Genomic DNA, 12,899 nt, shown 5'->3' on the forward strand with positions numbered 1-12,899 from the left:
CCGTCGGCTTACCAGCTCTGGGTCGCCTTGAACTTCTCGATGCCGGCTTTGATGCCTGCTTCGATATCGTCGTTGTAATCGCCCTTTTCGTTGATCTTGGCAAGCAGGTCTGCGTGCTCAGATTTGAAGTAGGCAATCATGGCTTTCTCGAAAGCACCGACCTTGTTCTGCTCGACGTCGGACAGGAAGCCCTTCTCGGCTGCGAACAGGCTGACACCCATCTCGGCGATGGACATCGGCGCGTACTGGTCCTGTTTCATCAGCTCGGTAACGCGCTGACCGTGTTCCAGCTGCTTGCGGGTCGCTTCATCCAGATCAGAGGCAAACTGGGCGAAAGCGGCCAGTTCACGGTACTGCGCCAGTGCGGTACGGATACCACCGGACAGTTTCTTGATGATCTTGGTCTGAGCAGCACCACCTACACGAGATACCGATACACCGGCGTTAACGGCCGGACGGACACCCGAGTTGAACAGGTTGGATTCCAGGAAGATCTGACCGTCGGTGATGGAGATCACGTTGGTCGGTACGAACGCAGATACGTCACCAGCCTGGGTTTCGATGATCGGCAGAGCGGTCAGCGAACCAGTCTTGCCAGTTACGGCACCGTTGGTGAACTTCTCGACGTACTCTTCGGAAACGCGGGAAGCGCGCTCCAGCAGACGGCTGTGGAGATAGAACACGTCACCCGGGTAGGCTTCACGGCCCGGCGGGCGGCGCAGCAGCAGGGAGATCTGACGGTAGGCAACGGCTTGCTTGGACAGGTCATCGTAGATGATCAGCGCGTCTTCGCCGCGGTCGCGGAAGTACTCACCCATGGTGCAGCCGGCGTAAGGAGCCAGGAACTGCAGAGCAGCCGGGTCGGAAGCGGAAGCGGCGACGATCACGGTGTGACCCATGGCATCGTGCTCTTCCAGCTTGCGTACCACGTTGGCGATGGTCGATTGTTTCTGACCAACCGCGACGTAGACACACTTAACGCCGGACCCTTTCTGGTTGATGATGGCGTCAACAGCCATCGCAGTCTTACCGGTCTGGCGGTCACCAATGATCAGCTCACGCTGACCACGACCTACCGGAACCATCGCGTCGACGGCCTTGTAGCCAGTCTGGATGGGCTGGTCTACCGACTTACGCCAGATCACGCCCGGCGCAACCTTTTCGACCGCGTCGGTGGCGTTGGCGTTGATATCGCCCTTGCCATCGATCGGCGCGCCCAGTGCGTTGACAACGCGGCCCAGCAGTTCCGGACCTACCGGCACTTCCAGGATGCGACCGGTGCACTTGACGGTCATGCCTTCGGCCAGACCCAGGTAGTCACCCAGGATGACGGCACCGACGGAGTCTTGCTCCAGGTTCAGTGCCATACCAAAGACGCCTTCGGGAAACTCAAGCATTTCCCCGTACATTACATCGGCGAGACCGTGAATCCGCACAATACCGTCAGATACGGAAAGAATCGTACCTTCGTTACGTGCCTGAGAAGAGATATCGAGTTGCTCGATCCGCTTCTTGATGATGTCACTGATCTCTGATGGATTCAGTTGTTGCATGCCTTTATCCTCAAAACCTTATGCTGAAATCAGGAGCCCAACGACTCGGCCAGTTTGGTCAGCTTTCCGCGCACGGAGGCGTCGATGACCAGGTCGCCGGTGCGAACAACCAGTCCACCAATCAGTGACTTGTCCAGGGTCGCGTCGATGCGCACATTGCGATCGAGCTTCTTGGACAGCGCCTGGGCAAGCTGCTGCTGCTGTGCGTCAGTCAGCTCGAAAGCAGAGCTGACGTCAATGTCGATAGTGCGCTCAAGTTCAGCTCGGAAGCTGTTGAATAGCGTCGCAATCTCGGGCAGCAGGGCAAGCCTGCGGTTATCGGCGAGGATCATCAGAAAGTTGCGTTGCTCCTCGGACACCGTTTGACCGGTGCACTCGAGGATGACCTCGGCTTTCTTCTGTTCCGCCAGACCCGGATCGGTCAGCAGCTGGCGAGTTGCCTCGTCTGCGGCCACCTGGCCAGCAGCGTTCAGCACCTCAGCCCATTCGGCCAGGGCCTGTTGGGCTTTTGCCCGCTCAAATGCCGCTTTGGCGTAGGGGCGGGCCAGCGTAATCAGTTCTGCCATGATGACCTCGCTTAGAGTTCGGCTACCAGCTTGTTCAGCATGTCACCGTGCTTGTCAGCGTCGACAGAAGTTTCCAGAATCTTCTCGGCGCCAGCCACTGCGATGGCAGCGATTTCGGCGCGCAGAGCGTCTCTGGCCTTGATGCGCTGCTGTTCGATTTCCGCCTGGGCCTGAGCCAGAATCTTCTCGCCTTCTTTGCGAGCGTCCTCTTTGGAGGCTTCAACAATCTGGTTGGCACGCTTGTTAGCTTGCTCAATCAGTGCTGCAGCCTGCTCTTTTGCCTGACGCAGTTCCTGGGCTGACTTCTCTTGTGTCAGTTCCAGGTCCTTGGCGGCGCGATCAGAGGCTGCAAGGCCGTCTGCGATCTTCTTCTGGCGCTCCTGCAGAGCAGCGATGACCGGAGGCCACACATACTTCATGCAGAACACCACGAAGATGAAGAACGCGATCGCTTGACCGAGTATCGTCAAATTGATGTTCACGTCTTCACCTCTTGCCTGTTATTCAAAACCATCAAGTTGGAGTCGCCGTTACCGGCGACTGCATTACGCAACTTGGGCAATGAAGGGGTTGGCAAAGGTGAAGAACAGAGCGATACCAACACCGATCATGGTTACGGCGTCGAGCAGACCGGCGACGATGAACATTTTCACCTGCAGGGCGGGGATCATTTCCGGCTGACGCGCAGCGCCTTCCAGGAATTTGCCACCCAGGATACCAAAGCCAATTGCAGTGCCCAGTGCGCCCAGGCCAATCAGCAGTGCTACGGCAATCGCGGTCATTCCAACTACAGTTTCCATTTAAAGCTCCCAGTTTTCAGTTAATTGCAAGTTATGGGTTTTCGGGTAGAACTAAATCGTTATCGCCTGAATCAGTGACTGTCTTCGTGCGCCATACTGAGGTACACGATGGTCAGCATCATGAAGATGAATGCCTGCAGCGTGATGATCAGAATGTGGAAGATAGCCCACGGCACGGACAGCGCCCACTGAGCCCAGAAGGGCAGCAGAGCGATCAGGATGAAGATCAGCTCGCCGGCGTACAGGTTACCGAACAGACGCAGAGCGAGGGAGACCGGTTTGGCCAGCAGGCTGACGCCTTCGAGCAGCAGGTTGACCGGAATCAGCAGGACCTTCAGGAAAATGTTGCTGGAGGAGAAGGGATGCAGGGTCAGCTCACCGAGGAAGCCGCCAACGCCCTTGACCTTGATGCTGTAGAAGATGATCAGCGCGAAGACCGACAGGGACATGCCCAGGGTGGCGTTGACATCGGTAGTGGGTACGACCTTCATGTACTCGACACCGGCCATGTGGAACAGCTGCGGCAGGAAGTCGACGGGTACCAGGTCCATCAGGTTCATCAGGAAGACCCAGCAGAAGATGGTCAGCGACAGCGGTGCGATCACCTTGTTGCGACCGTGGAAGGTCTCTTTAACGCTCTGATCGACAAACTCGACCATCATTTCAACAAAGTTCTGCAGACCGCCGGGAACATCGGAGGTGGCTTTCTTGGCCGCCATGCGGAAGAAGAACAAAAACAGCACACCGAGGAACAGTGACCAGCCGATGGTGTCTACGTGAATAGCCATGAAACCCATGTCGGACGCTTCCTGAGCGCCGTGGGCCATGGTCCAGGTGTCCTGCCCCAGAACCGTGCCATCGGCACGCTCATAACCGGCCGGGAGTTTCCCGTAGGTCAAATTCTGAAGGTGGTGCTTGATGTACTCTGATGCGGTAGCGCCTGCCATAACGTTCCTCAGGTCCTTTAGCTGTGCTGCGTTTTTCCACCCATTACCGCAGGTGTTAGCCAGTTCGTGACCAGCATGATCGCAAATGTAAGAAACAGTGCCGATACATCAATCGGCTTAATACTTTTGAACGCTATCGCAAAGAGGACAGCGCAGAGGATGAGCTTGCCGGCCTCACCCTTGTAAAAAGAATCCATTATCTGCTTTGCAGCGCGCGCCCCGGTGTACCTGAAAGCCTTGAGCGCGAAATACACATTGGGCAGGAGAAAAATAAGCCCTCCCACCAGGGCGGAGTATGCCGCCACGGGGCTTTTAATCCAGAAAAGCGCCCCCATCAAAACCACAACAACAGCCTGAAACGCGAACCACTTGATCAGCGGGGGACGACGAATGGCATTGGTCTTCACAGTCGTCATCAGTACTCAAAACCCTGCGGGTGGTGCATGCGTGAAACAAATTGCCGGGCTGTCCGGCCACCTTGACTGCGCGCGCACTCGGCGCGGGGATTCGTGTGGCCGCCCCCTAAAGCGCCGGTGATTATATGTGTTCGACCTGTCAGTAGCAACCAAACAGGCGCGGCACTACAAGGCGCGAGGGCGCATGCTGCCTGATCTGCGCGGCATCCCCGGCTGCTTTGGTTGTGCCTTGGGGTCAGGCACTACATGTTGTGGTCAAAACGCCGGACGGGCCGCCTGACAGTCATCTTTTGTAATAATTGACCGCGCCTCGCCAAGTCAGCAATGACGCTGCTTGCGCGCTCGCAAGAGCTTAGCGGATGTGCTCGAGAATGCCATCAAGCTCGTCAAGCGAGCTGTAGCTGATCACCAGCCGGCCTTTGCCGCGGGCACCGTGCTGCAACTTCACATCGGCGCCCAGACGCTCGCCCAGGTCCTGTTGCAGACGCTCCACGTCCGGGTTGGTGCGCTGTTGTGTCGCATCCCTTCTGGGGTTCAGCCACTGGCGGACCAGCGCTTCGGTCTGACGAACGGTCAGACCCTTGGCGACCACCTGGCGCGCGGCGGTGGTCTGCTGCTCAGCCGGCAAGCCCAGCAAGGCACGGGCATGGCCCATTTCCAAGTCGCCGCGCTCCAGCATCAGCTTGACGTCTTCGGGCAGGCTCATCAGGCGCAACAGGTTGGTAATACTCACCCGCGACTTGCCAACCGCGTCAGCCACCTGCTGCTGGGTCAGTTCGAATTCCTGCTGCAGGCGCTGCAGGGCGATGGCTTCCTCGATCGGGTTGAGGTCTTCGCGCTGGATGTTCTCGATCAGCGCCATGGCGATAGCGGCTTCATCCGGCACTTCGCGGATCACCGCCGGAATGCTGTCCAGGCCGGCCAGCTGACTGGCACGCCAGCGCCGCTCACCGGCGATGATCTCGTAGCGGCCTTCGCTGATCGGGCGTACGACGATGGGCTGCATCACGCCCTGGGCACGAATCGACTCGGCGAGTTCCTCCAGTGCCTGCGGGTCCATGTCCCGGCGTGGCTGATACTTGCCGCGCTGGACCAGATCTACCGGCAGCTCCTTGAGGATCCGATCCTGGCTGTCGTTCTCGCTGGCCGCACCGGCGCCTGCACTCAGCAGTGCATCCAGTCCCCGTCCCAAGCCGCGCTTCTTGCCCGCCATGCTCGTTGTCCTTGTTGTCATTCGTTCAAATCGGTAACGGCAGCCGCCTTGGCTGCCTGCTTGCTGCGACGTACCACCTCGCCGGCGAGCGCCAGATAGGCGACAGCGCCACGCGACTGCTTGTCATACGCCAGCGCGGGCATACCGAAGCTCGGCGCCTCGGCCAGACGCACGTTGCGCGGAATCACGGTCTGATACAGCTTGTCGCCAAAATGGGCACTGAGCTGGGCGGATACATCCAGCGTCAGGCTGTTGCGCGGATCGTACATGGTGCGCAGAAGACCTTCGATCTGCAGACTCGGGTTGAGCACCGAGCTGATGCGGCTGATGGTGTTGACCAGCGCGGACAAGCCTTCCAGCGCGTAATACTCGCACTGCATCGGAATGATGACCCCGTCAGCGGCAACCAGGCCGTTGACGGTCAGCATGTTCAACGACGGCGGACAGTCGATGAGGATGAAGTCGTACTGCTCGCGGGCATTGACCAGCGCGTAGCGCAGCCGGCTTTCTTTCATTTTGATGTTGATCAGCTCGACTTCGGCAGCGGTCAGGTCACCGTTGGCCGGCAGCAAATCGTAGCCGCCGTATTCCGAGCGACAGACCGCGTCGGCAAACTCGCACTGCCCGGTCAGCAGCTCGTACACCGAGTTGTCCAGGTTCGCCTTGTCGATGCCGCTGCCCATGGTCGCGTTGCCCTGGGGGTCGAGATCGATCAGCAGCACCTTGCGCTTGGTTGCGGCCAACGAGGCGGCGAGATTGATCGTGGTGGTGGTCTTTCCCACACCGCCTTTCTGGTTGGCAATTGCCAGCACCTTGCCCACGTATGACCCCCTTGATCTCAGCCCTGATTCATCCGTCGCAGTATCAACAGATGGCGGCTGCCGACGCAACCGGGAACCTGCAATTGTGCACTGCTCTCGAGCTGGAAGTCGACCGGCATGGCAGCCAACTCGTCGTCGGGGTACACCCCTTTCATTGCCAGCCAGCGGGTATCCGGGCTACCCAGGTGACGGGTCAGGTGGGTGAAGTCGGCCAGCGAGGCGAAGGCCCGCGAGGTAATGCCGTCGAACGGCTGCTCAACATTGAACGCCTCGACACGGCTGTTGATCACCTCCAGGTTGGCCAGCCCCAACTCGGTTTTTACCTGGGTCAGAAAGCGGGTCTTCTTGCCGTTGCTGTCCAGCAGGGTGAAATGGCGGGCAGGAAGCATGATCGCCAGCATCACACCGGGCATGCCACCGCCGCTGCCCACGTCGAGCCAGCGCTCGCCTTCGATGTAGGGCAGGATGCTGAGGCTGTCGAGCAGATGACGGCTGACCATTTCGTCCGGGTTGCGCACCGCGGTGAGGTTGTAGGCCTTGTTCCACTTGTTCAGCAGACTGAGGTAGGCCAGCAGTTGTGTCTGCTGGTCGTCGGTCAGATCGATACCGAGCTGCCGCGCGCCGTGGGCCAGCTCGATTGCGTGTTGCCCCATCGCGCTCATGCCTCCCTGGCCAGAGAGCCACTGCCCAGCGCGTTGCGTTTTTTCAGGTGAATCAGCAACAAGCTGACTGCCGCCGGCGTGACGCCCGGGATGCGCGAGGCCTGTCCCAGCGTCTGCGGCCGCACATCAGCCAGCTTGCCGCGAATCTCGTTGGACAGCCCATTCAGGCTGGCGTAGTCCAGGTCCTCGGGCAGGCGGGTCTGTTCGTGTTGGCGCAGGCGGTCGATTTCTTCCTGTTGGCGCTCGATGTAGCCGGCGTACTTGGCCTGAATCTCAACCTGCTCGGCGGCATCGGCGGGCACGTCACTGCCGCCGGTCAAGGCCACCAGTGCGGAATAATCCACTTCCGGGCGCCGCAACAAGTCCAGCAAGCTGTACTCGTGGGTCAGCGGTGTACCGTACTGGGCACTGTAGGCCTTGCCCTGTTCGCTGGCGGGCTGCACCCAGGTACTGCGCAGGCGCTGGGTTTCCTGCTCGATGGCTTCGCGCTTGGCGTTGAACGCCGCCCAGCGAGCGTCATCGACCAGACCCAGTGCACGGCCCTGCTCGGTCAGCCGCAAGTCGGCGTTGTCTTCACGCAGCACAAGGCGGTACTCGGCGCGCGAGGTGAACATGCGATAAGGCTCGCGGGTGCCCATGGTGATCAGGTCGTCGACCAATACGCCGATGTAGGCTTCATCCCGACGCGGACACCAGGCGTCCAGTTCCTGCGCACGCCGTGCAGCGTTCAGACCCGCCAGCAAACCTTGGGCGCCGGCTTCTTCATAGCCTGTGGTGCCGTTGATCTGACCGGCAAAGAACAGGCCGTCGATCACCTTGGTTTCCAGCGAGTACTTCAGGTCCTGCGGGTTGAAGTAATCGTATTCGATGGCATAGCCCGGGCGCAGGATGTGCGCGTTTTCCATGCCCTTGATCGACTGCACAATCTGCAGCTGGACGTCGAACGGCAGCGAGGTGGAAATGCCGTTGGGGTACAGCTCATGGGTAGTCAGGCCCTCGGGCTCGATAAACACCTGGTGGCTGTGCTTGTCGGCAAAGCGATGAATCTTGTCCTCGATCGACGGGCAGTAGCGCGGCCCAATGCCCTCGATGACGCCGGAGTACATCGGCGAGCGGTCAAGATTCTCGCGAATGATGTCGTGGGTACGCTCGTTGGTGTGCGTGATGTAGCAGTTGACCTGCTCGGGGTGCAGCGCTGCACTGCCCATGAACGACATCACCGGGATCGGTGTGTCACCCGGCTGCACGGTCATCTGGCTGAAATCGACGCTGCGCCCGTCGATGCGCGGCGGAGTACCGGTTTTCAGGCGATCAACCCGCAGGGGTAATTCACGTAATCGTTTTGCCAGGGCAATGGCCGGCGGATCACCCGCGCGGCCACCGGAGTAGTTATCCAGGCCGATATGAATCAGTCCGCCGAGGAAGGTACCGGTGGTCAGCACCACGTTGTCAGCCAGAAAACGCAGGCCCATCTGGGTGACCACACCGCGCACCTGTTGTTGTTCCACAATCAGGTCATCACAAGCCTGTTGGAAGATCCACAGGTTTGGCTGGTTTTCCAGCGTATGGCGAATGGCAGCCTTGTACAGCACGCGGTCAGCCTGGGCACGGGTAGCGCGCACAGCGGGGCCCTTGCGGCTGTTGAGCACGCGGAACTGGATGCCGGCCTTATCGGTAGCCAAGGCCATGGCGCCACCCAGCGCGTCGATTTCCTTGACCAGATGGCTTTTGCCGATACCACCGATAGCCGGGTTGCAGCTCATCTGTCCCAGCGTCTCAACGTTGTGACTGAGCAGCAGGGTCTTCACGCCCATACGCGCCGCTGCCAGCGCAGCTTCGGTACCGGCATGGCCACCACCGACCACAATGACGTCAAAACGGCTGGGAAAGTCCACCTGTCACCTCGTTTGCCGGGCGTATCCCCGACGCAGAAAAAAGGGGCTGATTATAGGGCCAAGGGGAGAAAATTGCAGCCGTGCTGACCATTTTTTGTACAACCGGCTTTTTTCTCCCGGCAAAGAGTTAAAAAGAATAAAGATGAAAATATATAAAAAGATTGAATAAGTTAATGCTATTGGGGCAACGCCTGTCTGTGGAAAACTCAATAAATTCTTTTATTTTCAATGCACTGCAGAAAACAAAAGGCTGTGTGAAAGCCGTCGACGACAGGTGGGTACCCAGTGGTACAGCCTGTGGATGAATGGGCGTGTTATCCACAGGTTGGTTATGCCCAGGCTTATCCCCCTGGTTATCGACCGAGTTGAAGGGCAGTTTTCCACAGCCCTCAGGAACAGCCTGTTTGGTCTGCCCTGTCTGCTGTCGGGTGGAGCCTGGCGTCGAAACAGGGCCTTGCCAGCCTGGCTCTGGGCGTACCACGTTCACCCAGGAGGATGCTGTGTTTGCAGGCCTATTTGCTCAGCGCTTCGTTAATTCGCTCTAATATGTGCCTCGTATTGGGGCAACCTCCTCGGTTGTTTGTGCAGTCTGCACAGCAATCCGCGCACCCAAACGGAGGTCAGCGGCTCAATTCGGGCTGCTGGCACGCTGGTTGCTCGTTGCCGAGCACGCATCCGCCGTCGTGGATGCAACCGCTGCCAACCGGAGAAAAAGACAATGAGTGAGTTAATCGATAGCGCCGATCAGGATTACCCGCTGAGCCCGGTGCCGACCCATGCACGCAAGAGCATGTGGTCAATGAGTTTCGTCCTGCTGGGCTTTACCTTTTTCAGTGCCACCATGTGGGCAGGCGGTAGCGTGGGAGCTGCCTTCGGGTTTTCCACGCTGCTGTGGATTCTGCTGGTCGGCAACCTGCTGCTCGGTGCCTACGCTGCGGCGCTGGGCTACATCGCCGCCCGCTCGGGCCTGAACACCGCGCTGATGAGTCGCTATGCCTTTGGTGATATGGGCAGCAAGCTGTCCGACTTCATTCTCGGTTTCACCCAGATTGGCTGGTACGCCTGGGGCACGGCCACCATGGCGCTGCTGCTGGTGAAAATGACCGGGCTGCCGGAAAGCCTGACCTTGCCGCTGATGGTGCTGTTTGGTTTTGGCTTCTGTATCAGTGCCTTTATCGGCTATCGCGGGCTGGATCTGCTGTCGCGGGTGGCCGTACCGGCGATGATTATTCTGATTGCCGTCAGCCTGGGCATTGCCGGCTCCGATGCCGGCGGGTTGGCCGGCTTGTCAGCAATCGACCCGAGCGCCGAGATGAGCGTGGCGGCGGCCATTACCCTGGTGTTCGGCACCTTTGTCAGCGGTGGCACCCAGGCCACCAACTGGACCCGCTTTGCCAAGTCCGGCAAGGCGGCGGTGATTGCTACGCTGGCGGCGTTCTTCGTCGGCAACGGCTTGATGACACTGGTCGGCGCGTTCGGTGCGCTGGTTTATCAGCAGGCCGACATCGTTGACATCATGGTCGCTCAGGGGCTGGCGACGCTGGGTGTCCTGATGCTGTTCCTCAACCTGTGGACCACCCAGGACAATACGGTCTACAACTTCGCCGTGGCCGGCTGTAATTTGCTGCGTACCGAGCGTCGCCGCACTGTCACGGTCGTCGGCGCTGCCATCGGCACCTTGCTGGCGGTACTGGGCATGTACGAGTGGCTAATTCCGTTCCTGATTCTGCTGGGCACCTTTATCCCGCCGGTGGGTGGCGTGATCATGGCCAATTACCTGGTCACCTGGCGTGGTCGCTATGGCGATCTGGCAACGACCGCCCTGCCGGCTTTCAACTGGGTCGGCCTGAGCGCCTACGCCATCGGTTCGCTGGTTGCCTATACCTCCAACTGGGTTGCTCCCCTGGTGGGTGTGCTGACAGCAGGCGTGGCCTACACGCTGCTGGCATTGCTGATCAACCCGGTACGTGAACGCCGTGCCGCGCTGTCCAGCCGCGCATGAGCGAGCTGCTGTGTACGGCCGATATTCCTGATCTGCCCGGTCTCGGCGCCATCCGTCTGCGCGCCGGGCAAGCCGGTGCCGGGCGGCGGGTACGCTGGCCCTATGTGGCGGAGAACCGCTCCTTCGCGCCCTGGATCAAGGGCGGAGAGCTGGTGTTCATCACCGGGATCGGTCGGCATCACAGCCTGGATAACCTGTTTGAGCTGGTGCATGAGGGCGCGGCGACCGGTGTTGCCGGGCTGGTGATCCTGACCGGTGATGCCTATATCGGCCAGCTCCCCAGTGCTCTGCTCAAGCGGGCCGACGTATTGCAACTGCCGGTGCTGGAGCAGCCCTATTCGTTGCCGATGGTGACGGTGACCGAAGCCATCAGCCGCGCCATTATCAGTCGTGAGCAACTGGCCAGCCGGGAGGATGAAACCCGGGCCGAGACCCTGCTGCAGCGCCTGCAGCTGCGCTTGGGTAATTTGCCGGCCCGTCGGGAGTTCATCGCCCCCTGGTTTGCCGAGCATCAGGCCTTGCTGGATGACCTGGGCCCGACACTCACCGCCTGGTTGCAGCACGGCGGTAATGTCAGCGCGGCCGCCAGCAGCCTGGGCAGCCACCGCAACTCTGTACGTTATCGACTGAACAAGCTGTTTCGCGCCACCGGGCTGGATCCAAAACGGCCCGACGATTTGAATAACCTGATACTGGCGCACCTGCTGTGCCAATGCCCTGATTCTGGAGAACACCCATGACCCTGCCCCTCACCGCCATCGTCAACGCCCGCCTGGCCGGGCGTTCCGGCCTGTACCGCGTCGGCATGGCTGACGGTCGCTTCACTGCGATTGATGTCCAATCTGCCAGCCAGAGCGCGGCGGCTGGCGAGCTGGATGCCGGCGGCAACCTGTTGCTGCCTCCTTTTGTGGAGCCGCACATTCACCTCGATGCAGCGCTGACCGCCGGTGAGCCGCGCTGGAACCAGAGCGGCACCCTGTTCGAAGGCATCGAATGCTGGGGCGAGCGCAAGGCCATGCTCAGCCGTGACGACGTTATCAGTCGGGCCGAGCAGACGCTCAAGTTGTTCGCCGCCCATGGCATTCAGTATGTGCGCACCCATGTCGACGTGACCGATCCGCAGCTCACTGCATTGCGCGCGATGGTCGAGGTGCGCGAGCGGGTTGCCGAGTTTGTCGATCTGCAGATTGTTGCCTTTCCGCAGGAGGGCATTCTGTCCTTCCCCGGTGGCAAGGAGCTGATGCACGAGGCGGTCACGGTGGGGGCCGACGTCATCGGCGGTATTCCGCACTTTGAGTTCACCCGCGACTACGGCGTGGAATCGGTCAAATGGTTGATGGATCTGGCCGAGCGCAACGGCTGCCTGGTGGATGTGCATTGCGACGAGATCGACGACCCACAGTCGCGCTTCCTGGAAGTATTGGCGGCGGAAGCTCTTAGTCGTGACTACGGCAGCCGGGTAACCGCCAGCCACACCTGCGCCATGCACTCCTACGATGAGGCTTACTGCAGCCGCCTGTTCCGTCTGCTGGGCAAGTCGGGCCTGAACTTTGTTGCCCTGCCAACCGAGAACCTGCACCTGCAGGGCCGCTTTGACGGTTACCCCAAACGCCGTGGCGTGACCCGGGTACCGGAGCTGCTTGATGCAGGTCTTAAAGTCTGTTTTGGCCAGGACTCGATTCGCGATCCCTGGTATCCGATGGGCAACGGCAACCTGCTGCGTACCCTGGATGTCGGCCTGCACGCCTGCCACATGCTGGGGATGGAACGCATTGAGACCGCGTTGGAGATCGTGACCGACAACGGCGCGGCAGCGCTCAACCTGAACGACTACGGCATTGCCGTCGGCAATCCGGCACGCTGCATGGTGGTGAACGGTGCTACACCTTACGAGGTGTTGTTGAACCAGTCGCCGGTGCTGGCCTCAATCCGTGACGGCCGCTGCCTGGTGCAGCGCGATGCGCCCGTGCATGAGGTTGCCGGGTGGCGCTGAAGGAGCCTGTGCTGTGCTAAGGTGACCGGCC

13 protein-coding genes are annotated in these 12,899 nt (G+C 60.1%); 3 read left to right on the forward strand and 10 right to left on the reverse strand.

The window, feature by feature from the left end:
* Positions 1–8 precede the first annotated feature (8 nt).
* The 10 genes from atpA to mnmG all read right to left on the reverse strand — a co-directional run bounded on the left by atpA (position 9) and on the right by mnmG (position 8,873).
* Positions 9–1,553 carry a F0F1 ATP synthase subunit alpha gene (gene atpA, locus CNQ84_RS11165; protein WP_083728478.1) on the reverse strand — a complete coding sequence of 515 codons (1,545 nt, stop codon included), beginning with the start codon at positions 1,551–1,553 and terminating at the stop codon, positions 9–11.
* 29 nt (positions 1,554–1,582) lie between these two features.
* Positions 1,583–2,119, reverse strand: a complete 537-nt coding sequence (locus CNQ84_RS11170; RefSeq protein ID WP_096004947.1) for a F0F1 ATP synthase subunit delta — start codon at positions 2,117–2,119, stop codon at positions 1,583–1,585.
* An 11-nt stretch (positions 2,120–2,130) separates the two neighbouring features.
* Positions 2,131–2,601 carry a F0F1 ATP synthase subunit B gene (locus CNQ84_RS11175; protein ID WP_096004948.1) on the reverse strand — a complete coding sequence of 157 codons (471 nt, stop codon included), beginning with the start codon at positions 2,599–2,601 and terminating at the stop codon, positions 2,131–2,133.
* A gap of 63 nt (positions 2,602–2,664) precedes the next feature.
* Entirely contained in the window at positions 2,665–2,919 is a 255-nt protein-coding gene (gene atpE, locus CNQ84_RS11180; protein ID WP_083728481.1) for a F0F1 ATP synthase subunit C, read from the reverse strand.
* Between the two features lie 71 nt (positions 2,920–2,990).
* Complete coding sequence (atpB, locus tag CNQ84_RS11185; protein ID WP_096004949.1) at positions 2,991–3,866, reverse strand: F0F1 ATP synthase subunit A; 876 nt, start codon at positions 3,864–3,866, stop codon at positions 2,991–2,993.
* Positions 3,867–3,883: 17 nt separating this feature from the next.
* Positions 3,884–4,282 (reverse strand): F0F1 ATP synthase subunit I, encoded by a 399-nt coding sequence (locus CNQ84_RS11190; protein ID WP_096004950.1) that lies wholly within the window; start codon positions 4,280–4,282, stop codon positions 3,884–3,886.
* Between the two features lie 352 nt (positions 4,283–4,634).
* Entirely contained in the window at positions 4,635–5,495 is an 861-nt protein-coding gene (locus CNQ84_RS11195) for a ParB/RepB/Spo0J family partition protein (protein ID WP_096004951.1), read from the reverse strand.
* A 17-nt stretch (positions 5,496–5,512) separates the two neighbouring features.
* Complete coding sequence (locus CNQ84_RS11200) at positions 5,513–6,316, reverse strand: ParA family protein (RefSeq protein WP_096004952.1); 804 nt, start codon at positions 6,314–6,316, stop codon at positions 5,513–5,515.
* A 17-nt stretch (positions 6,317–6,333) separates the two neighbouring features.
* The gene (gene rsmG, locus CNQ84_RS11205) at positions 6,334–6,978 is read right to left on the reverse strand and encodes a 16S rRNA (guanine(527)-N(7))-methyltransferase RsmG (RefSeq protein WP_096004953.1); all 645 of its coding nucleotides are present in this window, start codon (positions 6,976–6,978) and stop codon (positions 6,334–6,336) included.
* Positions 6,975–8,873 (reverse strand): tRNA uridine-5-carboxymethylaminomethyl(34) synthesis enzyme MnmG, encoded by a 1,899-nt coding sequence (gene mnmG / locus CNQ84_RS11210; RefSeq protein WP_096004954.1) that lies wholly within the window; start codon positions 8,871–8,873, stop codon positions 6,975–6,977. Before mnmG ends, rsmG begins: the two co-directional genes overlap by 4 nt.
* Positions 8,874–9,591: 718 nt before the next feature.
* On the opposite strand from mnmG, the gene codB reads away from it, so the two are divergent.
* From codB to codA, 3 genes are read left to right on the forward strand one after another with little or no spacing between them, the layout of a single operon-like run.
* Positions 9,592–10,875, forward strand: a complete 1,284-nt coding sequence (codB, locus tag CNQ84_RS11215; protein WP_096004955.1) for a cytosine permease — start codon at positions 9,592–9,594, stop codon at positions 10,873–10,875.
* Positions 10,872–11,615, forward strand: coding sequence for a PucR family transcriptional regulator (locus CNQ84_RS20490; RefSeq protein WP_165771275.1), 744 nt, complete (start codon positions 10,872–10,874; stop codon positions 11,613–11,615). The genes codB and CNQ84_RS20490 overlap by 4 nt, the downstream gene beginning before the upstream one ends.
* On the forward strand, positions 11,612–12,868 hold the full coding sequence (gene codA, locus CNQ84_RS11225; RefSeq protein WP_096004956.1) for a cytosine deaminase: 1,257 nt from the start codon (positions 11,612–11,614) through the stop codon (positions 12,866–12,868). The genes CNQ84_RS20490 and codA overlap by 4 nt, the downstream gene beginning before the upstream one ends.
* Positions 12,869–12,899 lie beyond the last annotated feature (31 nt).

Source organism: Pseudomonas abyssi (assembly GCF_002307495.1).
In the GTDB taxonomy this organism is placed as follows: Bacteria; Pseudomonadota; Gammaproteobacteria; order Pseudomonadales; family Pseudomonadaceae; genus Halopseudomonas; species Halopseudomonas abyssi.